The 26,594-nt window shown below is 70.2% G+C and carries 27 protein-coding genes; 12 read left to right on the top strand and 15 right to left on the bottom strand.

The genetic code is table 11. The features are described from left to right. Nucleotides 1-138 precede the first annotated feature (138 nt). The 3 genes from OG623_RS28085 (at nt 139) to OG623_RS28075 (ending at nt 2,938) form a co-directional block, all read left to right on the top strand. Complete coding sequence (locus OG623_RS28085; RefSeq protein ID WP_406152025.1) at nt 139-852, top strand: SDR family NAD(P)-dependent oxidoreductase; 714 nt, start codon at nt 139-141, stop codon at nt 850-852. Beyond that, a complete protein-coding gene (locus OG623_RS28080) occupies nt 849-1,901 on the top strand; it encodes an S-adenosylmethionine:tRNA ribosyltransferase-isomerase (RefSeq protein WP_406150255.1) in 1,053 nt (350 codons plus the stop codon). The genes OG623_RS28085 and OG623_RS28080 overlap by 4 nt, the downstream gene beginning before the upstream one ends. A 326-nt stretch (nt 1,902-2,227) precedes the next feature. Continuing rightward, nucleotides 2,228-2,938 carry a transglycosylase SLT domain-containing protein gene (locus OG623_RS28075; RefSeq protein ID WP_406150254.1) on the top strand — a complete coding sequence of 237 codons (711 nt, stop codon included), beginning with the start codon at nt 2,228-2,230 and terminating at the stop codon, nt 2,936-2,938. A gap of 176 nt (nt 2,939-3,114) precedes the next feature. Here the strand turns inward: OG623_RS28075 and OG623_RS28070 are convergent, their stop codons facing one another. After that, nucleotides 3,115-5,676: an FHA domain-containing protein gene (locus OG623_RS28070; protein WP_406150253.1), complete on the bottom strand. Its 2,562-nt coding sequence runs from the start codon at nt 5,674-5,676 to the stop codon at nt 3,115-3,117. A gap of 344 nt (nt 5,677-6,020) precedes the next feature. On the opposite strand from OG623_RS28070, the gene serB reads away from it, so the two are divergent. Then, nucleotides 6,021-7,280, top strand: coding sequence for a phosphoserine phosphatase SerB (gene serB / locus OG623_RS28065; RefSeq protein ID WP_406150251.1), 1,260 nt, complete (start codon nt 6,021-6,023; stop codon nt 7,278-7,280). A gap of 91 nt (nt 7,281-7,371) precedes the next feature. On the opposite strand, the gene OG623_RS28060 is transcribed toward serB, so the two are convergent. From OG623_RS28060 to OG623_RS28045, 4 genes are all read right to left on the bottom strand, one after another. Further along, nucleotides 7,372-7,890, bottom strand: coding sequence for a SixA phosphatase family protein (locus tag OG623_RS28060; protein WP_406150250.1), 519 nt, complete (start codon nt 7,888-7,890; stop codon nt 7,372-7,374). A 99-nt stretch (nt 7,891-7,989) separates the two neighbouring features. Further along, nucleotides 7,990-8,208: a hypothetical protein gene (locus OG623_RS28055; protein WP_406150248.1), complete on the bottom strand. Its 219-nt coding sequence runs from the start codon at nt 8,206-8,208 to the stop codon at nt 7,990-7,992. Nucleotides 8,209-8,357: 149 nt separating this feature from the next. Further along, on the bottom strand, nt 8,358-8,474 hold the full coding sequence (locus OG623_RS28050) for an SGM_5486 family transporter-associated protein (protein ID WP_362887559.1): 117 nt from the start codon (nt 8,472-8,474) through the stop codon (nt 8,358-8,360). Nucleotides 8,475-8,491: 17 nt separating this feature from the next. Then, nucleotides 8,492-9,751 (bottom strand): CynX/NimT family MFS transporter, encoded by a 1,260-nt coding sequence (locus OG623_RS28045; RefSeq protein ID WP_406150247.1) that lies wholly within the window; start codon nt 9,749-9,751, stop codon nt 8,492-8,494. A gap of 58 nt (nt 9,752-9,809) precedes the next feature. Here OG623_RS28045 and OG623_RS28040 point away from each other — a divergent pair, with 58 nt between their 5' ends. Beyond that, on the top strand, nt 9,810-10,484 hold the full coding sequence (locus OG623_RS28040) for a FadR/GntR family transcriptional regulator (RefSeq protein ID WP_406150246.1): 675 nt from the start codon (nt 9,810-9,812) through the stop codon (nt 10,482-10,484). Between the two features lie 12 nt (nt 10,485-10,496). On the opposite strand, the gene OG623_RS28035 is transcribed toward OG623_RS28040, so the two are convergent. The 3 genes from OG623_RS28035 to fabG all read right to left on the bottom strand — a co-directional run bounded on the left by OG623_RS28035 (nt 10,497) and on the right by fabG (nt 12,520). Continuing rightward, nucleotides 10,497-10,868 carry a hypothetical protein gene (locus tag OG623_RS28035; RefSeq protein ID WP_406150244.1) on the bottom strand — a complete coding sequence of 124 codons (372 nt, stop codon included), beginning with the start codon at nt 10,866-10,868 and terminating at the stop codon, nt 10,497-10,499. Nucleotides 10,869-11,027: 159 nt separating this feature from the next. Further along, nucleotides 11,028-11,795, bottom strand: a complete 768-nt coding sequence (gene fabI, locus OG623_RS28030) for an enoyl-ACP reductase FabI (protein WP_406150243.1) — start codon at nt 11,793-11,795, stop codon at nt 11,028-11,030. Nucleotides 11,796-11,800: 5 nt separating this feature from the next. Beyond that, the gene (gene fabG / locus OG623_RS28025) at nt 11,801-12,520 is read right to left on the bottom strand and encodes a 3-oxoacyl-[acyl-carrier-protein] reductase (RefSeq protein ID WP_406150242.1); all 720 of its coding nucleotides are present in this window, start codon (nt 12,518-12,520) and stop codon (nt 11,801-11,803) included. Between the two features lie 221 nt (nt 12,521-12,741). On the opposite strand from fabG, the gene OG623_RS28020 reads away from it, so the two are divergent. From OG623_RS28020 to tyrS, 3 genes are all read left to right on the top strand, one after another. Beyond that, nucleotides 12,742-14,265, top strand: coding sequence for a TldD/PmbA family protein (locus OG623_RS28020; protein ID WP_406150240.1), 1,524 nt, complete (start codon nt 12,742-12,744; stop codon nt 14,263-14,265). After that, entirely contained in the window at nt 14,262-15,656 is a 1,395-nt protein-coding gene (locus OG623_RS28015; RefSeq protein ID WP_406150239.1) for a metallopeptidase TldD-related protein, read from the top strand. The genes OG623_RS28020 and OG623_RS28015 overlap by 4 nt, the downstream gene beginning before the upstream one ends. Before the next feature lie 62 nt (nt 15,657-15,718). After that, nucleotides 15,719-16,987, top strand: a complete 1,269-nt coding sequence (gene tyrS, locus OG623_RS28010) for a tyrosine--tRNA ligase (RefSeq protein WP_406150237.1) — start codon at nt 15,719-15,721, stop codon at nt 16,985-16,987. Between the two features lie 118 nt (nt 16,988-17,105). Here tyrS and OG623_RS28005 read toward each other — a convergent pair whose 3' ends face one another. Next, entirely contained in the window at nt 17,106-17,390 is a 285-nt protein-coding gene (locus OG623_RS28005) for a GlsB/YeaQ/YmgE family stress response membrane protein (protein ID WP_406150235.1), read from the bottom strand. 215 nt (nt 17,391-17,605) lie between these two features. Between OG623_RS28005 and OG623_RS28000 the strand changes: the two genes are divergently transcribed. Both OG623_RS28000 and OG623_RS27995 read left to right on the top strand, forming a co-directional pair. Further along, nucleotides 17,606-17,983 carry a DUF3099 domain-containing protein gene (locus OG623_RS28000; protein WP_406150233.1) on the top strand — a complete coding sequence of 126 codons (378 nt, stop codon included), beginning with the start codon at nt 17,606-17,608 and terminating at the stop codon, nt 17,981-17,983. 219 nt (nt 17,984-18,202) lie between these two features. After that, the gene (locus OG623_RS27995; protein WP_406150232.1) at nt 18,203-18,451 is read left to right on the top strand and encodes a hypothetical protein; all 249 of its coding nucleotides are present in this window, start codon (nt 18,203-18,205) and stop codon (nt 18,449-18,451) included. A 4-nt stretch (nt 18,452-18,455) separates the two neighbouring features. Here OG623_RS27995 and moaA read toward each other — a convergent pair whose 3' ends face one another. The 3 genes from moaA to OG623_RS27980 all read right to left on the bottom strand — a co-directional run bounded on the left by moaA (nt 18,456) and on the right by OG623_RS27980 (nt 21,608). Further along, on the bottom strand, nt 18,456-19,445 hold the full coding sequence (gene moaA / locus OG623_RS27990; protein WP_406150230.1) for a GTP 3',8-cyclase MoaA: 990 nt from the start codon (nt 19,443-19,445) through the stop codon (nt 18,456-18,458). Nucleotides 19,446-19,602: 157 nt separating this feature from the next. Beyond that, nucleotides 19,603-21,246, bottom strand: a complete 1,644-nt coding sequence (locus OG623_RS27985) for a cation acetate symporter (RefSeq protein ID WP_406150229.1) — start codon at nt 21,244-21,246, stop codon at nt 19,603-19,605. Continuing rightward, complete coding sequence (locus tag OG623_RS27980) at nt 21,243-21,608, bottom strand: DUF485 domain-containing protein (RefSeq protein ID WP_406150227.1); 366 nt, start codon at nt 21,606-21,608, stop codon at nt 21,243-21,245. Before OG623_RS27980 ends, OG623_RS27985 begins: the two co-directional genes overlap by 4 nt. Before the next feature lie 301 nt (nt 21,609-21,909). On the opposite strand from OG623_RS27980, the gene OG623_RS27975 reads away from it, so the two are divergent. Continuing rightward, nucleotides 21,910-23,442 carry a S8 family peptidase gene (locus OG623_RS27975; protein ID WP_406150226.1) on the top strand — a complete coding sequence of 511 codons (1,533 nt, stop codon included), beginning with the start codon at nt 21,910-21,912 and terminating at the stop codon, nt 23,440-23,442. Nucleotides 23,443-23,515: 73 nt separating this feature from the next. On the opposite strand, the gene OG623_RS27970 is transcribed toward OG623_RS27975, so the two are convergent. Genes OG623_RS27970 through OG623_RS27960 form a run of 3 tightly spaced genes read right to left on the bottom strand, consistent with a single transcriptional unit; the run spans nt 23,516 to nt 26,154 of the window. After that, the gene (locus tag OG623_RS27970) at nt 23,516-24,559 is read right to left on the bottom strand and encodes a zinc-dependent alcohol dehydrogenase family protein (RefSeq protein WP_406150224.1); all 1,044 of its coding nucleotides are present in this window, start codon (nt 24,557-24,559) and stop codon (nt 23,516-23,518) included. A gap of 21 nt (nt 24,560-24,580) precedes the next feature. After that, a complete protein-coding gene (locus OG623_RS27965; protein WP_406150223.1) occupies nt 24,581-25,261 on the bottom strand; it encodes a lysoplasmalogenase in 681 nt (226 codons plus the stop codon). Then, nucleotides 25,258-26,154, bottom strand: coding sequence for a sterol desaturase family protein (locus OG623_RS27960; protein ID WP_406150221.1), 897 nt, complete (start codon nt 26,152-26,154; stop codon nt 25,258-25,260). Before OG623_RS27960 ends, OG623_RS27965 begins: the two co-directional genes overlap by 4 nt. Nucleotides 26,155-26,447: 293 nt before the next feature. On the opposite strand from OG623_RS27960, the gene OG623_RS27955 reads away from it, so the two are divergent. After that, complete coding sequence (locus OG623_RS27955; protein ID WP_406150220.1) at nt 26,448-26,594, top strand: hypothetical protein; 147 nt, start codon at nt 26,448-26,450, stop codon at nt 26,592-26,594.

Here is a 26,594-nt window from a genome sequence, read left to right as displayed (position 1 = left end):
TGATCCGGCCTGATCCAAACGAAAGGACCTAGTTCCAAGTGCTGTCGGCGGCTGCGGCCGATGGACGAGGCGGCGGGCCTCACCGGGTTCCTACGTTGATGGCGTCGGAAGTCCACGAGGATCGAGGGGATGGCTGTCATGCCGGTCGCGGTGATCACGGGTGGATCGAAGGGGCTGGGGCGCGCGCTCGGCGCGGCTCTGGCGGAACGGGGCTGGGATCTGGTGCTGGGCGCCAGGTCGGCCGGGGCGCTCCGGGAGACGGCGGCGGAGCTGGGCGGCCGGCACGGGACGCGGGTGGTGGCCGTGGCCGGGGACGTCACGGACCCGGCGCACCGTGCGGCCCTGGTCGCGGCGGCCGGGGAGCTGGGCGGTCTCGACGTACTGGTGAGCAATGCGAGCGCGCTGGGTGCCGAGCCGCTGGTGCGGCTCGATGCGCTGCCGCTGGAGGGGCTGCGGCAGGCGCTGGAGACGAATGTGGTGGCGGCGCTCGGGCTCGTGCAGGAGGCGCTGCCGCTGCTGCGGGCCTCGGCGGCCGGGGCGGTGATCACGGTGAGTTCGGACGCGGCCACCGAGCCGTACGGGACGTGGGGTGGTTACGGGGCGTCGAAGGCCGCGCTCGACCAGCTGAGCGCGGTGCTCGGCGAGGAGGAGCCGGGGCTGCGGGTGTGGGCGGTGGACCCCGGTGACATGGGGACGGACCTCTATACGGCGGCGGTGCCGGACGACAGCGATCCCCGGCCGCACCCCACGAGCGTGGCGCCCGCCTTCGTCCGGCTGCTGGAGCTGCGCCCCGCGGGTGGCAGGTACACGGCCTCCGCACTGCTGGACACGGACCGGCGGGCGGAGCGGTGACGGCGCTCGACTCCCTGCGGGTGCCCGAGGAGCTCTCGGCTCGGGTGCCGGCCGAGCAGCGGGGCGCGGGGCGTGACGACGTACGGCTGCTGGTCTCGCGGGGCGGCGCGGTCACGCACCGGCGGTTCGGTGAGCTGCCGGGTGAGCTGCGGGCCGGGGACGTGCTGGTGGTCAATACGTCGATGACGCTGGCGGCCGCGGTGAACGGGCGCATCGGCGGCGAGCCGGTCGTCGTGCACTTCTCGACCCGGGGTGAGGACGGGCGGTGGGCGGTGGAGCTGCGCGGGCCGGACGGCGACGGGACCACCCGGCCGCGTCCCGGCGGCCCGGCGGGAGCGGCGGTACGGCTCCCGGGCGGCGGGGTGCTGGTCCTGGAGGAGCCGCTCGGGCCGCGCGAGGGGGCCAGGCTCTGGTGGGCGCGGGTGCCACGGGACGTGCCCGGCCTGCTGAGCAGGTACGGGCGGCCGATCCGGTACGCGTACACGGAGCGGGACCAGCCGCTGTCGGCGTACCGGACGGTGTTCGCCGTGCCGTCGCCCGACGGGAGCGGTTCGGCGGAGATGCCGAGTGCGGCACGCCCCTTCACGGCGGGGCTGGTGGCGGCGCTGGTGAGCCGCGGGGTGCAGTTCGCACCGCTGACGCTGCATACGGGGGTGGCATCGGCGGAGGTGCACGAGCCGCCCTACCCGGAGCGGTTCGAGGTGCCGCGCACGACGGCGTGGCTGGTCAACGCCGCTCGGGCCGGTGGGGGCAGGGTGATCGCCGTGGGGACGACGGCGGTGCGGGCCCTGGAGTCGGCGGCGGGTGAGGACGCGGTGGTGCGGGCGGCGGCGGGCTGGACGGATCTGGTGGTGACGCCGCAGCGGGGTGTGCGGGTGGTGGACGGGCTGCTGACCGGGCTGCACGAGCCGGCGGCCTCCCATCTGCTGATGCTGGAGGCGGTCGCGGGGCGGGAGGCTCTGCGGCGCGGGTACGCCCAGGCGCTGGCCCACCGGTATCTCTGGCACGAGTTCGGGGACGCCCACCTTCTACTGCCCCCCGCCGCATAGGCGTCCCGCCCGAAAAGTCGCTTACGCTCCGCATTACTGAAGCAACTTTTTGTGAGTGCGAAGGGGTCCCCGTGTGAGCCCAGGCATAGGACCCACGTCACTTACGAAGACGGATAGTTTGAGCAAAACGGGCAACTTGCCGGGGTTCAAACCGGACAAGGAGGCATGAACGAGACCCCGGTCCACTACACAGCTTCGTACGTCACACCTTTGCCAGGCCATTTTGCTGGCGCTAAGAATTGCATCTGTCCCCGACGGAGATGCCCCGGCTTCTTCCGTCTGCGTCCTCGCCGAGGACCCCCTGCAATTCGAAGAGGTACGACTGTATGTCCGTGTCCCGAATCTCCAGCCGTAGCCGTCGTCTGAACAAGGCGCAGAAGCTCTCCGTCGCGGGGGTCTCGACCCTGGCCGCCGCCGCTGTCTCCTTCTCGCTCATCCCCCACGACGCTTCGGCCAAGGCCGAGCCGCAGGCCTCATCGGCCGCGGCGCCGGTCGCCTACACCGGCTCGAAGGCGAAGAGCGTCCAGTCCAGCACCATAGAGAAGAACTCGACGGCCGAGCAGCTGATGAAGGCCGCTGACGCGGCCAAGAGCAAGGACTCCGCCGAGAAGAAGAAGGCCGCCGCCAAGGCGAAGGCCGCCGCGAAGGCCAAGGCCGACGCGAAGAAGCGTTCCGCCAAGAAGGCCAGCCGTGCGGCCGACCGCAAGCCGGTCTACGCCAACAACCTGGACGGCTGGATCCGCGAGTCCCTGGCGATCATGAAGGACAAGAAGATCCCCGGTACGTACGAGGGCCTGCACCGCAACATCATCCGTGAGTCCAGCGGTAACCCCCGTGCCATCAACAACTGGGACATCAACGCGATCAACGGCGTCCCCTCGAAGGGTCTGCTGCAGGTCATCAAGCCGACCTTCGACTTCTACCACGTCAAGGGCACCAAGAAGGACCAGTACGACCCGGTCGCCAACATCACCGCGGCCGCCAACTACGCCGCTGACAAGTACGGCTCGATCGACAACGTCGACAGCGCCTACTGAGCCACGCACCGAGCAAGGCCTGGCATAGCAGCCGACCTGCCGGTCCGCAGCGTCGCGTGACCGGCCGGCACATGCCGAAGGGCGGCACCCCGCGGGGTGCCGCCCTCGGGCGTTTCCAGGTCCGGAGCGGACCCGGCGGGCATTACGGCCCGGCGGGCGTCACGGCCCTGCGGGCGTCACTTGCGCATCACCTCGGGCTCGTGGCGCCGCAGCATCCGCGAGACCGCGAAGAAGAGCACGGCGCTCATCACGAGCATCACCGTGATGTTGACGCCCCACTGTCCGGCCGAGTGCTCCCAGAGCGGGTCCAGGTCGGTCGGCTTCTTGGGGTCCCACGGCGGCATGAGGTGGGCCAGGTCGAGCGTCGTACCGGCTGCGGCCACCGCCCAGCGCGAGGGCATCAGCCAGGCGAACTGCTCCAGGCCCGGCGATCCGTAGACCTGGAAGAGCACACCGGTGAAGACGACCTGGACGATCGCGAACATGACGAGCAGCGGCATGGTCTTCTCGGCGGTCTTCACCAGCGCGGAGATCATCAGGCCGAACATCATCGAGACGAACCCGAGCACGATGATCGACAGGCAGATCTCCACGGCGGGGGACATGAACAGCCCCTCCTCCGGCAGATCGCGGGTGGAGAAGCCGATCCCGCAGATGATCACGCCCTGGAAGGCGGTGATCACACCGAGGACGATCACCTTGGACAGCAGATAGGCGGAACGGGAGAGCCCGGTGGCCCGTTCCCGCTCGTAGATCACCCGTTCCTTGATCAGCTCTCGTACGGAGTTGGCCGCGGCGGCGAAGCACATGCCGACCGCGAGGATCAGCATGATCGTCCCGGCCTTGCCGTTGAAGCGGGACGGCGGATCGGGCTCCGCCAGCCCGAACTCGGCGGGGATGACCACGCTGACGATGCCGAGCACAGCCGGCAGGATCACCATCAGGGCGAGGAAGCCCTTGTCGGACGCGATCACCGAGATGTACCGGCGCATCAGCGTCAGCAGCTGCGCCGTCCAGCCCTGCGGCTTCGGGGGCCGGATCTGCTGCGGCGGAGGCATGTGCACGGGCTGCGCGGCGACGGCGTCGATGTCCGCGGCGTACATCTGGTAGTGCTGCGAGCCGCGCCAGCGTCCCGCCCAGTCGTAGTCGCGGTAGTTCTCGAACGCGGAGAAGACATCGGCCCAGGAGGTGTAGCCGAAGAAGTTCAGCGCCTCCTCGGGCGGACCGAAGTAGGCGACGGACCCGCCGGGCGCCATCACCAGGAGCTTGTCGCAGATGGCCAGCTCGGCCACGGAGTGCGTGACCACCAGGACCGTACGGCCGTCGTCGGCGAGACCACGCAGCAGCTGCATGACGTCGCGGTCCATGCCCGGGTCGAGGCCGGAGGTCGGCTCGTCCAGGAAGATCAGCGACGGCTTGGTCAGCAGCTCCAGGGCGACCGACACACGCTTGCGCTGGCCGCCGGAGAGCGAGGTGACCTTCTTGTCCTTGTGGATGTCGAGCTTGAGCTCGGCGAGTACCTCATGGATCCGGGCGGTGCGCTCGGCCTCGGTGGTGTCCGAGGGGAAGCGGAGCTTGGCGGCGTAGCTGAGCGCCTTGGTGACCGTGAGTTCCTTGTGCAGGATGTCGTCCTGCGGGACCAGACCGATGCGCTGCCTCAGCTCGGCGAACTGCTTGTACAGGTTCCGGTTGTCGTAGAGGACGTCACCCTGGTTGGCGGGCCGGTAGCCGGTGAGCGCCTTGAGCAGGGTGGACTTGCCGGAGCCCGAGGGGCCGATGACGGCGATGAGGGACTTCTCGGGGACGCCGAACGAGACGTCCTTGAGGATGTTCTTCCCGCCGTCGACCGTGACGGTGAGGTGACGGGCCGAGAACGAGACCTCACCGGTGTCGACGAACTCTTCCAGCCGGTCCCCGACCAGCCGGAAGGTCGAGTGACCGACACCGACGGTGTCGTTCGGGCCGATGAGCGCGGAGCCGGACTTGCTGAGCGGCTGGCCGTTGACATAGGTGCCGTTGTGCGATCCGAGGTCACGGATCTCGAAGCGGCCGTCGGGCGTCGCCCGGAACTCGGCGTGCAGGCGCGAGACCTGGAGGTCGGAGACGACCAGCTCGTTCTCCAGCGCACGACCGATACGCATGACCCGGCCGAGGTCCAGCTGGTGGAACGTCGTCGGACTGCGGTCGCCGTACGCCGGCGGCGTCCCGGCACCCCCCTGCCCGCCCGCACCGGGCGGGCCCGCGTGGCCCTGCTGGTGCGGGACCGGAGGCTGCTGCTGCCAGGCGCCCTGCTGCTGGGCCTGACCGCCGGACCAGCCGGCCGGGGCCTGCTGCTGAGGCGGCTGCTGCTGGGCCGGGGCATGCTGCCGCACCGGGGGCGCGGACGCCTGCGGTACGCCCGCCGCGTTCCCGCCATGGACCGCGGCGCCCGCCGCCGCGGCGGTGAGATTCAGGCGCGGGCCGTCGGTGGCGTTGCCCAGGTGGACCGAGGTCCCCGGGGCGATCTCCATCTGCTGGATACGCCGGCCCTGCACATAGGTGCCGTTCGTGCTGCCGTGGTCCTCGATGGACCAGGCACGGCCGTTCCAGCTGATCGTGGCATGCCGCCACGACACCCTGGCGTCGTCGATCATCACATCGCCCTGCGGATCACGTCCGAGGGTGTACGGCCTGGACGGATCGAGCGCCCAGGTCCTGCCATTCAATTCCAGTACGAGTTCCGGCACTCCGCGCCCCACTAGTTGTCCCCCGTGTCGCCCCCGTCGCAGGGAGCCTAGGGATGCTGAACATCGTGGGGAACTATTCCAGGAGCTGTCCCGTAACGGAAAGCCGGGCGGCGTGAAGACGGCGCGGAGGCTCGGCATTGCCTCCGGCGACTCGGGACAAATGGGTCGTGGGTGTTCATCCGAGGCGCCAGTTCGCAGGATCCGAGGCCTCCGTTCGCAGGATCCGAGGCGTCCGTTTACCGAATCCGGGACGCCCGTCCATCGGACCTGCCGCTCCTTCGGGACCCGAACGGCGGCTGTCCGTCACTCGGGACGGCTTCGGACCTCGTCCCGTGGACCTATACGGTGGGATCACCATGAGCGCACCTCAGCCATCTCGGTCACCCCGGTCTCCTGAGCTTCCCGAGTCTCCTCGGGGCACGGACGCCCCCACGCTTCTCGTCAAGATCTTCGGGAAGGACCGGCCGGGCATCACGGCCGGGCTTTTCGACACCCTGGCCGCCTGGGCGGTCGATGTCGTGGACATCGAGCAGGTCGTCACCCGTGGCCGCATCGTCCTGTGCGCCCTGGTGACCTCGCCCGAGCCCGGCGGCACGGCCGAGGGCGACCTCCGGGCGACCGTGCACAGCTGGGCGGAGTCGCTGAAGCTCCAGGCGGAGATCATCTCGGGCACGGGCGACAACCGCCCCCGGGGCTACGGCCGGTCCCATGTGACCGTGCTGGGGCAGCCGCTGACCGCGGAGTCGACGGCGGCCATAGCGGCCAGGATCACCTCCACCGGCGGCAACATCGACCGCATCTTCCGCCTGGCGAAGTACCCCGTGACCGCCGTCGAGTTCGCGGTGTCCGGCACCGCGACGGAGGACCTGCGGACCGCGCTGGCGACGGAGGCCGCCGACATCGGTGTCGACATCGCCGTCATGTCGGCCGGGCTGAGCCGCCGTGCGCAGCGGCTGGTCGTCATGGATGTGGATTCCACGCTCATCCAGGACGAGGTCATCGAGCTCTTCGCGGCCCATGCGGGCTGTGAGGCCGAGGTCGCCTCGGTGACCGAGCGGGCGATGCGCGGCGAGCTGGACTTCGAGCAGTCCCTGCACGCGCGGGTGCGGCTGCTGGCCGGGCTCGATGTGTCGGTGGTGGACAAGGTGCGGGCCGAGGTCCGGCTGACACCCGGCGCCCGCACCCTGATCAGGACACTGAAGCGGCTGGGCTACCAGGTGGGCGTGGTCTCGGGAGGCTTCACCCAGGTCACGGACGACCTCAGGGAGCGACTCGGGCTCGACTTCGCCTCCGCCAACACGCTGGAGATCGTCGACGGCAGGCTCACCGGCCGGGTCGTGGGCGACATCGTGGACCGGGCGGGCAAGGCACGGTTGCTGCGCAGCTTCGCCGAGCAGGCGGGGGTGCCGCTGGAGCAGACGGTGGCGATCGGTGACGGCGCGAACGATCTGGACATGCTGAACACCGCCGGTCTGGGGGTCGCCTTCAACGCCAAGCCGGTGGTACGCCGGGCCGCCCACACGGCGGTGAACGTGCCGTTCCTCGACACCGTGCTGTATCTGCTCGGGATCACCCGCGAAGAGGTCGAGACCGCCGACGGCGTGGTGGTGGACTGACCGGGCCCGGCCCCGCACGACGCGAGGGGCGCCGGCACACACCAGGTGTGCCGGCGCCCCTTCGTACGCCTGCCGTCGCGTGTGCCGTCGGTCAGTCGTTCGGCGTCCAGTAGTCGACGAGCTTTCCCACGCCGTGTTCCAGGCTCTTCCACGGGCCGGAGAACTCGATGACCGCGTAGGCGGCCGTCGGGAAGCCGTCCCTGGTCATACGGGCGAGCGTATCGCCGTCGGCCCCGCCCGAGAGGGCGTCCGCGGCACCGTGCATGCCGGGGTTGTGGCCGATGACCAGCAGATTGCGCACATCGTCGGGGGTCTCACCGAACAGGGCGATCAGTTCGCCGAGGGAGGCCTCGTACAGCCTCTCCTCGTACACGGTCCTGGGGCGCTGCGCGAATTCATGGACCGCCAGCTTCCAGGTCTCGCGGGTCCTGGCCGCGGTCGAACACAGGGCCAGGTCGAAGACGGTTCCTGAATCGGCCAGCTTGCGGCCGGCGACGGGGGCGTCCTTCCTGCCCCGTTCCGCCAGTGGCCGCTCATGGTCGGACTGCTGCGACCATTCCGCCTTTGCATGCCTGAGAAGGACGATCCTGCGAGGTGTATCGACGCTCATACACCTCAGCTTCGCACGAAATGTGCGGGCGGGCGCAGGGTGTTGACGTGCTCGTCCACCGGGAGCGATTGCCGGGCGCCGGGGGGTGTACGGGGCCGGTCAGGCGGGCATCAGACCCAGGATGTGCCCGAGCAGCTGCACGATCGCCGAGCCCCCGATCGAGGAGCCCCCGGCCGCGGCGTGCGCCTGGCCCGGGTCCATGATCAGCAGGAGGAGCGCGGCGAAGGCGAGGCCGGGCAGCGCGACGGCCCACCACGGCAGCCGGACGTCCACGGCGTCCGTGGCACGGCGGGTCTGGGTGTGCGTAGGGGCCGACATGTCCGCCTCCGTGGGTCCTCGGCTGTGTTACCGAAAACCTACGGGCCGGGCGGCGGCGGTCCCATCCGGTGACCCACCCACTCGACCCTGAACCTGACCCCCTAGGGGACAGGGGGGCTGGCCCCACCCCGGGCGGGGCGACCGCAGGGTCAGGGTGAGGCGATCGTGGCGATCACACCGATGATCACGGAGATGAGAAGCATCGTCCCGAGGACGAGGAGAAGCTTCTTCTGGCCGTTCTGAGGATTCGGATCGAGCACTGGCATGCGCCCAGTCTCGCATCTCAGCATTCGTCCTCGATCTTCCGGTCCCGTCCCGCGAGCACTCCCGCGACCGTCTGCGGCACGAGGAGGGCCGCCATGAGGGTGAGCGGCAGGCCCCAGCCGCCGCTGTGCTGGTAGAGCACGCCGACGAGCAGCGGACCCGGGATGGAGAGCAGATAGCCGGTGGACTGGGCGAAGGCGGAGAGCCTGACGATGCCCGCGCCGGTCCCCGCACGCATCCCGATCATGGTGAGGGCGAGCGGGAAGGCGCAGTTGGCGATGCCGAGCAGCAGCGCCCAGAGCCAGGCGCCGCCGGCCGGGGCGAGGTAGAGCCCCCCGTAGCCGATGAGGCCGCAGCCGCTGAGGACGAGGACGATCGGGCCCTGGGTACGCAGCCGGGTGGCGACCCGGGGGATGACGAAGGCGAGGGGGACGCCCATGGCCATGGTCACGGCGAGCAGGACGCCCGCGGTGCCCGCCGGGATACCCGCGTCACGGAAGATCTGCGGCATCCAGCCCATCGTGATGTACGCGGCCGTCGCCTGGAGCCCGAAGAAGCAGGCGAGCGCCCAGGACGTACGGCTGCGGGTGATGCGGAGCACGGGGGCCGGGGCTGCCGCGGCCGGTCCCGAGGCGTTTTTGCGGTCCTTCACGAAGGGCAGCCAGGGCAGGATCGCGACGGCGGCAAGAGTCGCCCAGACGGCAAGACCGGTCTTCCAGCTGCCGCCCAGCGCGTCCGTCAGGGGCACGGTGAGGGCGGCGGCGAGAGCGGTGCCGAGGGCGAGGGCCATCGAGTAGAGACCCGTCATGGTGCCGACCCGGTCGGGGAACCAGCGCTTGACGATGACGGGCATCAGGACGTTGCTGACGGCGATGCCCATCAGGGCGAGTGCGCTGGCGGCCAGGAACCCCGCGGTGCCGCCCACGAAGGGGCGCAGCAGCAGGCCTGCGGCGATGGCCACCATGCCCGCGCAGACGACGGCACTGGGCCCGAACCGGCGGGCGAGCCGCGGCGCCATGAAGCCGAACACCGCGAAGCAGAGCGGCGGCACCGAGGTGAGGACACCGGCGACGCTGCCGCTCATGTGCAGGCTGTCCCTGACCTCTTCGAGGAGGGGGCCGAGGCTGGTGATGGCGGGGCGGAGGTTGAGCGCGGCGAGCACCAGGCCGACGGTGAGGATCCGCAGCACCCAGGGTGAGGGTCCGGGCGTGGGGCTGCCGGAGGTGGGCGTGCCGGGGGCGGCGGGCGGGCTCAGGGTCGGGGACTCGTCATGACGCATGAGACCCATCATAGAATCATGGGATGATTTGCTGTCCACCCCCGGAGCAAGGAGCACCATGGCGCTGACGTCGACACGGCGTTCGGCTCTCGCCGACCAGGTGATTGCCCAGCTGAGAAACCAGATCACCACGGGTGAATGGCCCGTGGGCTCCCGGATCCCCACCGAGCCCGAGCTCGTCGAACAGCTCGGGGTCGCCCGTAACACGGTGCGCGAGGCGGTGCGCGCCCTGGCGCACAACGGGCTGCTGGACATCCGTCAGGGCTCCGGCACGTATGTGGTGGCGACCAGTGAGCTGGCCGGGGTGATGCAGCGCCGGTTCGCGGACGCCGACCCCCGCCATGTCGGCGAGCTGCGCTCCACGCTGGAGTCATCGGCGGCCAGGCTCGCCGCCCTGCGCCGCACGGACCGGGACCTGCGGCAGCTGGACCTGCTGATGGCGCGGCGCGAGGAGGCCTGGGGGTCGGGGGACGCGGAGGCATTCGTGGCGGCGGACGCGACCCTGCACCTCGCCGTGGTGGCCGCCTCGCACAACGACGTACTGACCGAGCTCTACGCCGACCTGAACGATCTGCTCCGCGACTACCTGCGCGACGACGTGGGCTCGAAGCTCGGGCCCACGGAGCTCATGGACCACGCACGCCTGGTCGAGGCGATTCGCGCGGGCGACGCGGAGACGGCCGCCGCCGAGGCCGCCGCGCACGCCCTTGACTGCCTGCGCGAGCGGGTCTGAGGGGCCGGCCGCTCACGAGGCCGCCGAGTGGCTGACCCAGGCCGATTCGACCTCTTTCCAGCAGCGGTCCTCGATCCTGACCGTGCGGCCCGGCCGCACGGCGACCGCGGCACCGTCGGCGTCGACGTCCCACCAGCGCGCGCACTCGGTGTGGAGCCGGACGTGATCGGTGGTGGGATACGGATTGTGGCAGTAGGCGACCACCCGGGATCCCTCGACCGACGTACGGCATTCGGCGCCCGAGGGCTCCGGATCCGGCACGTGCGGCGCTGCCGCTCCGCTTCCCGCCCGGTTGGCCGCGCTCACGGCGACCGGGGCGAGGAGCCCCGCGACGACGGCCGCCGCTGCGAGCAGGGCCCAGGTTCGGCGACGTGTGGAGCGCACAGCGATCTCCTCCCCACAGCCTGACCAAAAGTCCGCTTCCACCACATTCTGCGGTGGAACGGCCATCTTTTCGACTTGAGCGCCGGGGGCTCCCTCAGCCACGCACGACGGCCGCGCACCCCGGCGAGGGGTACGCGGCCGTCCGTCAGCCGTGGCGGGTCAGGCGCCGATCATGTGCACGCCGCCGTCGACGTGGATGATCTCGCCCGTGGTCTTCGGGAAGAAGTCCGAGAGCAGCGCGACGATGGCGCGGCCGGCCGGCTCGGGGTCGTCCATGTCCCACTCGAGCGGCGAGCGGTGGTTCCAGACGTCGGCGAGGCCGGTGAAGCCCGGGATGGACTTGGCGGCCATGGAGCCGAGCGGCCCGGCGGAGACCAGGTTGCAGCGCAGGCCGTCCTTGCCCAGGTCACGCGCGAGGTAGCGGGAGGTGGCCTCCAGGGCCGCCTTGGCCGGGCCCATCCAGTCGTACTGCGGCCAGGCGAACTGCGCGTCGAAGGTGAGGCCGACGATCGAGCCGCCGTCGCCCATCAGCGGCTTGCAGGCCATCGCGAGCGACTTCAGCGAGAACGCCGAGACGTGCATCGCGGTGGCGACCGACTCGAAGGGGGTGTTCAGGAAGTTGCCGCCGAGCGCGTCCTGCGGCGCGAAGCCGATGGAGTGCACGACGCCGTCCAGCGAACCGAGCTCGTCCTTGACCAGGCCGGCGAGCCGGTCCAGGTGCTCGTTGTCGGTGACGTCGAGCTCGAGGACCTTGACGGGCTTCGGGAGCTTCTTGGCGATCCGCTGGGTCAGCGTCGGCCGGGGGAAGGCCGTCAGGATGACCTCGGCGCCCTGCTCCTGGGCCACCTTCGCGGTGTGGAAAGCGATGGAGGACTCCATCAGCACACCCGTGACGAGGATGCGCTTGCCGTCGAGAATTCCGCTCATGGTGATCAGTGACCCATGCCCAATCCGCCGTCAACGGGAATGACGGCTCCAGTGATGTAAGACGCGTCGTCGGACGCGAGGAAGCGCACCGCGGCGGCGATCTCGGCGGGCTGCGCGTAGCGGCCGAGCGGCACCTGCGACACGATGCCCTTGCGCTGCTCGTCGGTGAGCACCTGGGTCATGTCGGTGTCGACGAACCCGGGCGAGACGACGTTGAACGTGATGTTCCGCGAGCCGAGCTCACGGGCCAGCGACCGGGCGAAGCCGACCAGGCCCGCCTTGGACGCCGCGTAGTTGGCCTGTCCGGCCGACCCCAGCAGGCCGACGACGGAGGAGATCAGGACGACACGGCCCTTCTTCGCGCGCAGCATCGCGCGGTTGGCCCGCTTGACGATGCGGAAGGTGCCGGTGAGGTTGGTGTCGACCACGGACGTGAAGTCGTCCTCGGACATGCGCATCAGCAACTGGTCCTTGGTGATACCGGCGTTGGCCACCAGAACCTCCACGGGACCGTGCTTCTCCTCGATCTCCTTGTAGGCCTGCTCCACCTGTTCGGTGTCGGTGATGTCGCACCGGACCGCGAGGACGCCCGCGTCCGTGAGCTCCTGCGGCGGCTCCCCCGAGCGGTAGGTGACGGCCACCTTGTCGCCGTTGTCGGCGAAGGTGCGGGCGATGGCGAGGCCGATGCCCCGGTTTCCTCCGGTGACGAGAACCGAGCGGCTCAACGGATCACCCTTTCCTTGACGGTCTGGTACATCGAAAACCTATCGGTACCACCCCTCATCCAAGGAATCGGCCTCTGACAGCGCCGCCGGGCCGCGACTGTTGGATCCCTACAGAACGGTCCGGGCGGGGCACGGCAGCGTAAAACCGGAGCACGGAAGTGCCGCGAACCCCCATGATTCACTGCGGAGACATGTTCAGAAGTGGAGAAGGGGAGGCCCGCGTGGCCCACGAGGTAGATCAGTCGTTCCTGGCCCTGCCGCTGCGTGCCCTCGCCGACGCGGCCCTCGCCCGCGCCCGTGCGCTCGGCGCCGTACACGCGGACTTCCGGTTCGAGCGGGTGCGCGGCGCCTCCTGGCGGCTGCGGGACGCCCGTCCCTCGGGTGCGTCGGACACCACCGACACCGGGTACGCGGTCCGGGTGGTGCACGGCGGGGCCTGGGGGTTCGCGTCCGGGGTGGACCTGACGATGGACGCGGCGGCGAAGGTGGCCTCGCGGGCCGTCGCCATGGCGAAGCTGTCGGCGAAGGTGATCGCGGCGGCCGGTTCGGAGGAGAGCGTGGAGCTGGCCGGCGAGCCGGTGCACGGCGAGCGGACCTGGGTGTCGTCGTACGAGGTCGATCCCTTCTCCGTGCCGGACGCGGAGAAGTCGGCGCTGCTCGCGGAGTGGAGCTCGCGGCTGCTGGCCGCGGACGGGGTGGCCCATGTGGACGCCTCGCTGATGACGGTCCACGAGAACAAGTTCTACGCGGACACCGCCGGCACCGTCACCACCCAACAGCGGGTGCGGGTGCATCCGCAGCTGACCGCGGTGGCGGTGGACTCCGCGACCGGTGGGTTCGACTCGATGCGGACGATCGCCCCGCCGGTGGGCCGGGGCTGGGAGTACCTCACGGGCACGGGCTGGGACTGGGACGCCGAGCTGGAGCGCATCCCGGGGCTGCTGGCCGAGAAGATGCGGGCACCGAGCGTCGAGGCCGGGACGTACGACCTGGTCGTCGACCCGTCCAATCTCTGGCTGACCATCCATGAGTCGATCGGCCACGCGACCGAGCTGGACCGCGCGCTGGGCTACGAGGCGGCGTACGCGGGCACGTCGTTCGCGACCTTCGACCAGCTGGGGAAGCTGACGTACGGCTCCCCCGTGATGAATGTGACCGGTGACCGCACCGCCGAGCACGGCCTCGCGACGATCGGGTACGACGACGAGGGCGTCGAGGCCCAGTCCTGGGACCTGATCAAGGACGGGACGCTGGTGGGCTACCAGACGGACCGGCGGATCGCGAAGCTGACGGGCCAGGGCCGGTCCAACGGGTGCGCGTACGCCGATTCCCCCGAGCACGTCCCGGTGCAGCGCATGGCGAACGTGTCGCTGCGCCCCGATCCGGGCGGGCTCTCCACGGAGGACCTGATCGGCGGGGTGGAGCGCGGGATCTATGTGGTCGGTGACCGGTCGTGGTCCATCGACATGCAGAGGTACAACTTCCAGTTCACCGGGCAACGGTTCTTCCGGATCGAGAACGGCAAGCTGGCCGGTCAGCTGCGCGATGTCGCCTACCAGGCGACGACGACGGACTTCTGGGGCTCCATGGAGAAGGTCGGCGGCCCGCAGACCTACGTCCTGGGCGGCGCCTTCAACTGCGGCAAGGCCCAGCCGGCCCAGGTCGCGGCCGTCTCGCACGGCTGTCCCTCCGCCCTCTTCCGAGGCGTGAACATCCTCAACACCACGCAGGAGGGCGGGCGATGAGCCGCGTCAGCAGGCCGTACGAGATCGTCGAGCGCGCACTGGAGCTGTCCACATCCGATGGCTGCGTGGTCATCGCGGAGGAGAACTCCTCCGCCAATCTGCGCTGGGCGGGCAACGCGCTCACCACGAACGGGGTGACGCGGGGGCGGACCCTGACCGTGATCGCGACCGTGGACGGCGCCGAGGGCACGGCGTCCGGTGTGGTGTCCCGCTCTGCCGTCACCGCCGACGACCTGGAGCCGCTGGTCCGGGCCGCCGAGGCCGCCGCGCGCGGTGCCGAGGCCGCCGAGGACGCGCAGCCGCTGGTCTCCGGGGTCCCGGTGTCGGCCGACTTCACCGAACCGCCGGCCGAGACCGGCTCCGAGGTCTTCGCCGACTTCGCCCCGGCGCTCGGCGACGCCTTCGCACGGGCACGCTCGGGCGGCCGCCAGCTGTACGGCTTCGCCCACCACCAGCTGAACTCCACCTATCTGGGCACATCGGCGGGGCTGCGGCTGCGCCACGACCAGCCGAACGGGACGCTGGAGCTGAACGCCAAGTCCCCCGACCGGACGCGTTCGGCCTGGGCGGGCCGGGCCACCCGGGACTTCGAGGACGTCGACCCGGCGGCCATGGACGCGGAACTGGGGCAGCGCCTGGGGTGGGCGGAGCGCAGGATCGAGCTGCCGGCCGGGCGTTACGAGACGCTGCTGCCGCCGACCGCGGTGGCCGACCTGCTGATCTATCAGTACTGGTCGGCGAGTGCCAGGGACGCCGCGGAGGGCCGAACGGTCTTCTCCAGGCCCGGCGGGGGCACGAGGGTCGGCGAGACGCTCTCGGAGCTGCCGCTGACCCTGCGCAGCGATCCGCACGCCCCCGGTCTCGAAGCAGCCCCCTTCGTGATCGCGCACGCGTCGGGCGACGGTTCCTCGGTCTTCGACAACGGGCTGCCGCTGGCTCCGGCCGACTGGATCAAGGACGGCAGGCTTGAGCGGCTGACCACGACCCGTCACTCCGCGGAGCTGACCGGTCTGCCGGTGGCGCCCTCGATGGACAATCTGGTGCTGGACGGCGGCGGTGAGCGGTCCCTGGAGGAGATGGTGGCCGCGACGACGGGCCGGGCCCTGCTGCTGACCTGCCTCTGGTACATCCGGGAGGTCGATCCGGCCACCCTGCTGCTGACCGGTCTGACCCGGGACGGGGTCTATCTGGTGGAGAACGGCGAGGTCGTCGGCGAGGTGAACAACTTCCGGTTCAACGAGTCGCCGGTCGGGCTGCTGGCGAGGGCGTCGGAGGCCGGCCGTACGGAGAAGACGCTGCCGCGCGAGTGGGGCGACTACTTCACCCGGGCCGCCATGCCGGCGCTGCGTATCCCCGACTTCCACATGAGCTCGGTCAGCCGGGGCGTATGACCGCCATAGACTGACCGGACAACCCATCGAACCATTCGCATGCCCAGAGGAGAGAAACGACCGTGACGGACATCGTCGACGAGCTGAAGTGGCGCGGGCTGTTCGCCCAGTCCACGGACGAAGACGCATTGCGCAAGGCTCTCGCGGACGGCCCGGTCACCTTCTATTGCGGCTTCGACCCGACCGCGGCGAGTCTGCACGTGGGCCATCTCGTGCAGGTGCTCACGATGCGCAGGCTCCAGCTGGCCGGGCTGAAGCCGCTCGCCCTGGTCGGCGGGGCGACCGGTCAGATCGGTGATCCGCGGCCGACCGCCGAGCGCACGCTGAACGACCCGGAGACCATCGCCGCGTGGGTCCAGCGGCTCCGTGGGCAGATCGAGCCCTTCCTCACCTTCGAGGGCCCGAACGCCGCGACGATGGTGAACAACCTGGACTGGACCGCGGGCCTGTCCGCGATCGAGTTCCTCCGGGACATCGGCAAGCACTTCCGGGTCAACAAGATGCTCACCAAGGACTCGGTGGCCCGCCGGCTGGAGTCGCAGGAGGGCATCAGCTACACGGAGTTCAGCTACCAGCTCCTCCAGGGCATGGACTTCCTCGAGCTGTACCGGCGCCACGGGTGCACCCTCCAGCAGGGCGGCAGCGACCAGTGGGGCAACCTCACGGCGGGGATCGACCTGATCCACCGCCTGGAGCCGGGCGCCGCCGTGCACGCGCTGGCGACGCCGCTGATGGTGAAGGCCGACGGCACGAAGTTCGGCAAGTCCGAGGGCGGGGCCGTCTGGCTGGACCCGGAGATGACGACACCGTACGCGTTCTACCAGTTCTGGCTGAACGTGGACGACCGGGACATCTCGACGTACATGCGCATCCTCAGCTTCAAGAGCCGCGAGGAGCTCGACGAGCTGGAGAAGCTCACCGAGGAGCGTCCGCAGGCGCGTTCGGCACAGCGCTCGCTGGCCGAGGAGCTGACGACGCTGGTGCACGGCGGCGCGCAGTGCGCGGGTGTCATCGCGGCGTCGAAGGCGCTGTTCGGCCAGGGCGATCTCGGTGAGCTGGACGAGGCGACGCTGGGCGCCGCCCTGTCCGAGGTGCCGCACGCCCGGGTCACCGAGCTGGGCCCTGTGGTGGACCTTCTGGTCGAGGTCGGCCTTTCGGCCAGCAAGTCGGCCGCCCGCCGCACGGTCAAGGAGGGCGGGGCCTACGTGAACAACGCGAAGGTCACGGACGGCGAGAGCGCCCCGGCGCGGGAGGAGCTGCTGCACGGGCGCTGGCTGGTCCTGCGTCGCGGCAAGAAGAACCTGGCCGCCGTCGAGGTCACCGCCGGCTGACGCCGACGAGCACAGCACAGCGGCCGGTCACGCATGACGCGTGGCCGGCCGCTGTGCCGCGTCGCCCGGGGTCGGATCGTCCCGGGGGCAGGTCGTCCCCGGGTCGGATCGTCCGGGGTCAGGTTCTCTCCCTCTTGCCCCGGTTCCCCCTGATGGACTGCCAGAGCATGTCCCCGACACCGACCACCGCCACAGCACCGATCAGCTGGAGCACATGACGTGTCCAGTCGATCCCCTTGGTGTCGTTGACACCGATCCAGGTCGCCACGGCGTTACCCAGGATGCTGCCGAGGATGCCGAAGACCGCCGTCAGCCAGAGGGGGATGTTCTGCTTCCCCGGCAGGATCGCCCGGGCGATGACACCCAGTACGAGCCCTACGATGATTGCCCACAACCAGCCCATATCGCCTCCTCGTGCGGCGCGCAGAAGTGCGCACGTCCGCCCAGTCTCGGTCTGCGGGACGTACGCCGCATGCCGGACAGGGCCGTACGTGGGACCGCGTCCCGGATCCGGCGCGAGGGACTCGCCCCGGTCTCGAATGCGGCGCAGGCCGGGCGTACCGTGGGAGCCGCACCGTCCGGGGACGTCCGGCACAGAGATCTGGTGGTGGAATCACGATGCGGAAGCAGAGCGGTACGGAGGTCTTCCGGATCACCGGTGCCCGCCAGGGACTTGCCGACGATGTGCGTGGCAGGCAGCGGCGCTACATCATCTCGATGTCCGTACGCACCGTCTCGGTGGTGCTGGCCGCGACTCTGTGGAATGTCGAGAGGCATGTGGCCATGGTGGCGCTCGCTCTGGGCCTTCTGCTCCCTTATGTCGCGGTGGTCATCGCCAACGCCGGGCGGGAGAACGCCCCTTCGCTCCCTTCGACGTTCGTGCCGGCACCGGTACGGCCCGCGGCTCTCGGCACGGCCGCCGCGACCGGTCCCGCGGAATCCGGCCCGGGGCCGGGGTCTGCCGACCGCACGGGCGATCCGCGTCCCGCGGGCTGAGTCCGGGTGCTCTGCAAAGCTCAAGAAAAGCTCAGATCAATCATGAAGTTCCAGTGCACCGCACCCCATGCCCCATGGCATACTTCGTGAGCGCTCCGCATCCCCCGTCGGAGCGATGGACCGACGCCGGGCAGCTCCCCCCGTGGCTGCTCGGCGTCGCCATTCTCCGGCGGGGATGCGCCGCAGGGGTCATGCCCGGGAGCGCCTAGGGTTGAGGTCGTGAACTTCCCCGACTCCTCCGCCGAGAGCGCCACCGGCGCACCGGTCTGTTCGGCCAAGGGCTGCCGTGCCGACGCCGTGTGGGTGCTCGCCTGGAACAATCCGAAGCTGCACACCCCGGAGCGCCGCAAGACCTGGCTGGCCTGCGACGAGCACCGGGAGCATCTGTCCTCGTTCCTCGGGGTGCGCGGCTTCCTCAAGGATGTCGTGACGCTCGCGGAGTGGGAGGCCTCGGAGGGTGCCGGGTGACCCCTCAGCCACCGATCGCCGACATGGGGCGGTCCGGCTGGAGGAAGGTGGGGTCGTCGAGGCCTGAGCCCGCCTTCTTGCCCCACATCGCGAGCTTCCAGATCCTGGCTATCTCCTCGTCCGGCGCCTCGGAGCGCAGGGCGCCGCGCAGGTCCGTCTCCTCGCGGGCGAAGAGGCAGGTGCGGACCTGTCCGTCGGCGGTGAGCCGGGTGCGGTCGCAGGCCCGGCAGAAGGGCCTGGTCACGGAGGCGATGACGCCGACGCGATGCGGGCCGCCGTCCACGGTCCAGCGCTCCGCGGGGGCCGATCCGCGCTCCTCGTCCCCTTCCTCGGTGAGGGTGAAGCGGGTGCGCAGCGAGGTGAGGATGTCGCCTGCGGTGATCATTCCGTCGCGCTTCCAGCCGTGCTGGGCGTCGAGCGGCATCTGCTCGATGAAGCGCAGCTCGTAGCCGTTGTCCACGGCCCAGGCGAGCAGGTCGGGGGCCTCGTCCTCGTTGAGCCCCGGCATGAGGACGGTGTTGACCTTGACCGGGGTGAGTCCTGCTTCGCGGGCGGCCTGGAGCCCTTCCAGGACGTCCTTGTGCCGGTCGCGGCGGGTGAGTGTCTTGAAGACGTCGGGGCGCAGGGTGTCCAGGGATACGTTGACCCGGTCAAGGCCTGCCGCCTTCAGAGCGGCCGCGGTGCGCTTGAGCCCGATGCCGTTGGTCGTGAGCGACATACGGGGGCGGGGCTCCAGGGCGGCGCACCGCTCGACGATGGACACGAGTCCGGGGCGCAGCAACGGCTCACCGCCGGTGAAGCGGACCTCGGTGATGCCGAGCCGGGTGACGGCGATCCCGATGAGCCGGACGATCTCGTCGTCGCTGAGCAGCTCGGTCCTGGACAGCCACTGCAGGCCTTCTTCGGGCATGCAGTAGGTGCAGCGGAGATTGCACTTGTCGGTCAGTGAGACACGCAGGTCGGTGGCGACCCGGTCGAAGGTGTCGATGAGCACGGTGGGCCCCCTCCCTCGCTGGTACGCGGTTGCGGTGCTGACACGTCCGAGACTACGCGAGGCCGGTGACATCGGGCGGGCCCGGTTGGCACGAGGTACGAAGGGGCCCCGTCGTAGATCTCTACGACGGGGCCCGTGTGCCGTGCCGGCGGACCGGTCAGTGGGCTCCGGTGCCGGTGAGGGACTTGACCTCGAGTTCGGCGTACTTGGACTTGTCCGGCTCCTCCTTGGAGAGGACCGAGCCGACCCAGCCGAGCAGGAAGCCCAGCGGGATGGAGATCAGGCCGGGGTTCTCCAGGGGGAACCAGGCGAAGTCCACGTCCGGGAACATCGAGGAGGCCTTCCCGGAGACGACCGGGGAGAACAGCACCAGGAGGACGGACGAGGCGAGACCGCCGTAGATGGACCAGAGGGCGCCCTGGGTGGTGAAGCGCTTCCAGAAGAGGCTGTAGAGGATGGTCGGCAGGTTGGCCGACGCGGCGACGGCGAAGGCCAGGGCCACGAGTCCCGCGACGTTGAGGTCGCGTGCCATCGCTCCGAGCGCGATGGAGACGACACCGATGGCGACGGTGGCCCAGCGGGCCGCGCGCATCTCCTCCTTCTCGGTGGCCTTCCCCTTGCGGATGACATTGGCGTAGATGTCGTGGGCGAAGGAGGACGAGGAGGCCAGGGTGAGGCCCGCGACGACGGCGAGGATCGTCGCGAAGGCGACGGCGGAGATGACCGCGAGCATGACGGCACCCCCGGTGGTGCCGAGTCCGCCGAGATATTCGGCGAGCTGTGGCGCTGCCGCGTTGCCCGCCGGGTTCTTCGCGATGATCTCCTCGGGGCCGATGAGCGCGGCGGCGCCGAAGCCGAGGGCGATCGTCATGAGGTAGAAGGCACCGATGATGCCGATGGCCCAGTTCACGGACTTACGGGCGGCCTTGGCGGTCGGGACGGTGTAGAAGCGGATCAGGATGTGCGGGAGTCCTGCGGTGCCGAGTACGAGCGCGATGCCGAGCGAGATGAAGTCCAGCTTCGACACGTCGGTGGCGCCGTACTTGAGGCCGGGCTCCAGGAACGCGGAGCCGTGACCGCTCTTCTCCGCGGCGGTGCCGAGCAGGTCGGAGACGTTGAAGTCGAACTTCCACAGCACCATCAGGGTCATCAGCAGGGCGCCCACGATGAGCAGCACGGCCTTGACCATCTGCACCCAGGTGGTCCCCTTCATGCCGCCGATGGTGACGTAGAGGATCATGAGCACGCCGACCAGCGCCACGATGAGGATCTTGCCCGTGTCGCCGGTGATGCCGAGCAGCAGGGCGACCAGCACTCCCGCGCCCGCCATCTGGGCCAGCAGGTAGAAGATCGACACGATGATGGTGGAGACGCCTGCGGCGGTACGCACCGGGCGCTGCCGCATCCGGTAGGCGAGGACGTCGCCCATCGTGTAGCGGCCCGAGTTGCGCAGCGGTTCGGCGACGAGCAGCAGGGCGACGAGCCATGCGACGAGGAAGCCGATGGAGTAGAGGAAGCCGTCGTAGCCGAAGAGCGCGATGGCCCCGGCGATGCCGAGGAAGGATGCCGCGGACATGTAGTCGCCGGAGACGGCGAGGCCGTTCTGGAAAGCGGTGAACTGCCGTCCGCCCGCGTAGAAGTCGGACGCGCTCTTGGTCTGCCGGCCGGCCCAGACGGTGATGGCCAGCGTCGCCGCGACGAAGATCGCGAAGAGGGTGATGATCAGCGGCCGGTGCTCGGTCGTCGACGACGCCGTAGCGGCGAGCTGGGTCACGGTGTGCGTGCTGTACGCGGCGCTCATGCGTCGGCCTCCAGACGGGACTTGATGGCCGCCGCCTGCGGGTCGAGCTTGTTCGTGGCGTGGCGCGAGTAGAACCACGCGATGAGGAACGTGGTGACGAACTGGGCGAGGCCGAACACGAAGGCGACGTTGAAGTTCGCGAAGACGGTCTTGCTCATGAAGTCGTCGGCATAGCTGGACAGCAGCACGTACAGCAGATACCAGGCAACGAAGCCGACGGTCAGCGGAAAGGCGAAGGAGCGGTGGGAGCGGCGCAGTTCGGCGAACTCCGGGCTGTTCTGCGCCTCGACGAACGCCTCGGTGGTGGGCTGGACGGGGCTGCCGCCCTCAGGGTTCTGGGGCGGCGGTGCTTCGGTGGCCACGGATTCTCCTCGCGACGCGGGTGCGGTGGTGGGAACGGTGGATTTCACGGGGAGTCCTCTGCTCTGGGGGTGGCTGCACGACTCCCTGTGCAACGGCACGGAGAGCGCGGCGAAGCGGTTCACCGCAGGTTCGGTCTTCTCCGTCCGTCTCCCCCGGACGCGACTCCCTGAGGTCACACCTCGAACTCACTTGCCCGTATTCATTGATGCGCCGGGAAGATCAGCGATAACTTCACTGGTCATGTACCGGACCGGGCACAGCGGTGTCCGGCCCCACCGGCACGGATGATGTGGAGAACCCATGGCTCATCTGGCATCCAGACGGACCCGCCTACTCACGCTGCCCGTCGGACTCGCGCTCACCGCCTCGCTGGGCTTCCTCCCGACGGGTGCCGCGGCCGCGGCGCCGTCGGACGGGCCGGCGGCGGTGGTTCACACGGACGGCCCTGAGCTGTCGTACGTCGTGAACACGCGGACGGACCACGGCACCCTCAAGCAGGTGCGGAAGGCGATATCCGCGGCCGGCGGAACCGTCGTGACGTCGTACGACAAGATAGGTGTCGTCGTCGTCCACTCGAAGAACCCGGACTTCGGCACGACGATCCGCAAGGCCAGGGGTGTCCGGTCGGCGGGTGCCACGCGCACCAGCCCGATCGTTCCGCAGGCGACGAAGGACATCGGGGTCCAGCAGCCCCTCACCGCCGCCGAGGTGCGTACGGCGTCGAAGGGCGCGGCGGCGGACCAGGACGCCCTGGAGCCCCTGCAGTGGGACCTGCCCGCCATCAAGGCGGACAAGGCGCACAAGAAGTCGCTCGGCAGCAGCAGGGTCACGGTGGGTGTCATCGACAGCGGTGTGGACGACACGCACCCGGACCTGGCCCCGAACTTCGACCGCAAGGCCTCGGTGAACTGTGTGTCCGGCGCCCCGGACACCACGGACGGCGCCTGGCGTCCCACGGCCGGTGAGAGCCCGCACGGCACGCATGTCGCGGGCACCATAGCCGCGGCGAAGAACGGCACCGGGGTCACCGGCGTCGCTCCCGGCGTGAAGGTCTCCGGCATCAAGGTGTCCACGTCGGACGGCTACTTCTACACCGAGGCCGTCGTCTGCGGCTTCGTCTGGGCCGCCGAGCACGGCGTCGATGTGACGAACAGCAGCTACTACACCGACCCGTGGCAGTTCACCTGCAAGGACGACCCGGACCAGGGCGCCCTGGTCGAGGCGGTCACCCGCGCCACCCGTTACGCGGAGGGCAAGGGCGTCGTCAACGTCGCGGCGGCCGGCAACTCCGAGGAGGACCTCGCGGTCGACGCCATCGAGGACACCACGAGCCCGAACGACGGGACCACGGTCACCCGCACGGTCGACCCGAGCGTCTGCCCCGACATCCCGACCATGCTGCCGGGTGTCGTGACGGTCTCGGCGACGGGTGCGAAGAACCTCAAGTCCTCGTACTCCAACTACGGTCTCGGCGTCATCGACGTCGCGGCCCCCGGTGGTGACTCGACCGCCTACCAGACGCCCGAGGCACCGGCGGACAACGGCCTGATCCTGTCCACGCTGCCCGGCGGCGAATTCGGCTACATGGCCGGTACGTCGATGGCGTCCCCGCACGTCGCGGGTGTCGCGGCCCTGATCAGGTCGACCCACCCGCACACCTCGGCGGCGGCGGTGAAGGCCCTGCTGACGCATCAGGCCGACGCCACCGCGTGCGGCGCGCCGTACGACATCGACGGTGACGGCACCGTCGACGCGGTCTGCGAGGGCGGCAAGCGGTACAACAGCTTCTACGGAGCCGGTGTCGTGGACGCGCTGGACGCGGTCCGCAAGTAGGGCAGTCGGCCGGAAGACGGGAGGGAGGGGCCAGGGGCGGACTGCCCCCGGCCCCTCCCGCGTACGGCCACCGTTACGGCGTGATGAGGACCTTGAGAGCGGTGCGCTCGTCCATCGCCTTGTAGCCGCCGGGCACCCCGTCGAGCCCGACCGACAGGTCGAAGACCGGCGACGGGTCGATCGTGCCGTCCAGCACGTCGGGGAGCAGCTCCGGGATGTACGTACGCACGGGGGCGACGCCGCCGCGCAGCGCGATGTTCCGGTCGAACATGTCGCCGAGGTCGACCCCGGTGCCGCTGCCGTGCGGGACCCCGACGTATCCGACGGAGCCGCCGTCACGGACGAGGCCGATGGCCGTACGCATCGACTGTTCGGTGCCGACCGCCTCGATCACCCCGTGGGTGCCCTCGCCCCCCGTCAGCTCCCGTACGGCCGCGAGCGCCGCTTCGCCGCGCTCGGCGACGACGTCCGTGGCGCCGAAGGCGCGGGCGATGTCGGTGCGGTCCTGGTGGCGGCCCAGGGCGATGATCCGTTCGGCGCCGAGCCGCTTCGCTGCCATGACCCCGCACAGGCCGACGGCGCCGTCACCTACGACCGCGACCGTGCTGCCCGGCTTCACACCCGCGCCGAGCGCGGCATGGTGCCCGGTGCCCAGGACGTCGGAGAGCGCGAGGAGCGCGGTGAGCAGCCGGTCGTCGGACGCGGCCGCCGACGGGAGCCTGACCAGGGTGCCGTCTGCGAACGGGACCCTGACCGCCTCGCCCTGACCGCCGTCGGAGCCGACGGATCCCCAGAAGCCGCCCTGGGGGCAGGAGGTGGTGAGCCCTTCGGCGCAGTACGTGCAGGTGCCGTCGGACCAGACGAAGGGGGCGACGACGAGGTCGCCGACGGCGAAGCCGTTGACCCCGGGGCCCGCCTCCTCGACGATGCCGAGGAATTCGTGGCCGATCCTCTGACCCGGCCGACGGTCCGATTCACCGCGGTAGGCCCACAGGTCGCTGCCGCAGATGCAGGCCCGCAGGACCCGCAGGACCACGTCGGTGGGCTGCTGGACCGTGGCGTCGGGCACCTCCTCCACACGGATGTCGTGGGGGGCATGGATCACGGTGGCACGCATGGGTGAGGGTCCTCATTCGTCTCAGATTCTGATACTCCCTTCACGGTACGCCCAGGGGGAGCCGCCGGTGGAATGCGCTGTTCCGCCGAGCGCTCCCCGGGTGAGCAGGTACTGCGCGGCCAGATAGGTGAGCATGACCCAGAAATCGTGGGCGGGCGGCTGGGGCCGGTCGGCGATGCCGGTGGCGATGAGCGCGTCGGAGAGCAGGAAGAGCGCGCCACCGAGCGCGGCGTACCGTCCGAGTGCGCCGGCCCGCCAGGCCATCGCGGCGAGCAGCAGGCTGTACCCGGTCAGCGGGATCCGTAGCCCGCCGGGCAGTCCTGGCCACAGGTACGCGAGGAAGGCCACAAGAACGGCGGCGTAGACGAGTCCCACGGCGGGCCTGGTCCCGGCACGGCCGAAGAGCAGGAGATAGCAGACGTGGCCCGCCGCGAAGCAGGCCATGCCGGCCAGGAAGGCGGCGTCCGATCCGGGCATCAGCAGCACGTCCCCCGCCCAGCCGCACAGCAGCGCGGCGACGAGCAGCCGGGGGCCGCCGCGCGCCGCGGCGCAGGCGGCGAGCAGCGGCATCAGCAGCGGCTTGGCGACGAGGTGCGCGATCCCCGCCCCGGCCAGGAGTCCGGCCAGGTCGACGACGGCCACGACGACGAAGGCCGCGAGCAGCGGGCGCACGAGCCGGGGCGCGCCCGCCCGGGGCGTCATCCGGTGCGCTCGGAGGCGACGCGCGTCTGTCCCGGCGCGGTCGTCGGCGCCGTACGGGCACTCGCGGGCTGCCAGCCGGGTCCCCGGAAGACCCGTCCGGCCCGTTCGCTCCAGGTGGTGGCCGCCCGTAGGTCGCGGGCGATGGCGGCGTACTCGTGGGTGGCGACGCGGAGCGGGTTGTGGGTGTCGATGTTCTTGGTGAGCCCGTAGACGGGCCGCTCGGTCTCGGCGGTGAAGGAGCCGAAGAGCCGGTCCCAGACGATCACGATCCCGCCGAAGTTCCGGTCGAGGTATCCGCCCTGGGAGGCGTGGTGGACCCGGTGGTGGGAGGGCGTGTTGAGGACGTACTCGAAGGGCCGGGGCAGCTTGCCGATCCGCTCGGTGTGCACCCAGAACTGGTAGACGAGATTGGCCGACGAGCAGAAGGCGAGCGCGGCCGGGTGGACCCCGCAGGCGATGAGCGGGATGTAGAACGGCCAGACGGTCAGCGAGGTCCAGGGCTGGCGCAGCGCCGTCGTGAGGTTGAACTTCCGGCTGGAGTGGTGCACCACGTGGCAGGCCCAGAGGATCCGGATGACGTGATGGCCCCGGTGGGACCAGTAGTAGAAGAAGTCCTGGGCGAACAGCATCAGCGGGACCGTCCACCACAGGACGGGGACGCGCAGCGGGGTCAACTCGTAGACGGCCGCGTAGATCGCGACGATGGGTATCTTCCACAGCAGGTCGAAGACCAGGCTGCCGAGCCCCATGGTGACGCTGGTGGCGGCGTCCTTGGTGTCGTACCCGGCGGCGTCCTCGTCCGGGTGCAGCCGGTGGGACACCATTTCGAGGACGGTGAGCAGGACGAAGGCCGGGATCGACCACAGCACGACATCGGGCAGGTTCGGCTCCATGCGAGCACCGTAGGGCCGTTCCGGGCGCCGGGGATAGACGTTGTTACTGACAAGTATGTGAGACGTGGCGTCATCAAGATTTGGTGGGTTCCACCAACTGCCCCGCCGTAGGATCTCCGGTACGCGCCACCAAGGGGGAGGAACGCACGTGAGTGGTACGGAAGTTGCACTGATCCGGCTGGCCACCACGGTCATCGGCACGGCCGCCAGGGCACTGCTGGCTCCCAGGCCGGGCGCTGGGCTGGTTCCGGACCCGTCTGGCGCCTCTGCGGGAGCTGCCGGCCCTGACACGCGTGTACCTGTACGGGAAACCCGATGAGGAACCCCTGGATCTCGCCCCTCTGGCCGGTCTCGAAGACCTCACCGTCCACCTCGGGTACGGCACCAGGACCACCGGCACCGAGCTCTTCCCGCCCGAGCGGATCGTGCGCGACGCATAG

Source organism: Streptomyces sp. NBC_01012 (genome assembly GCF_045162755.1).
Taxonomy (GTDB): domain Bacteria; phylum Actinomycetota; class Actinomycetes; order Streptomycetales; family Streptomycetaceae; genus Streptomyces.
The sequence above is the reverse complement of the archived record's forward strand: the minus strand, read 5'-3'. Positions and strand labels throughout refer to the sequence as shown.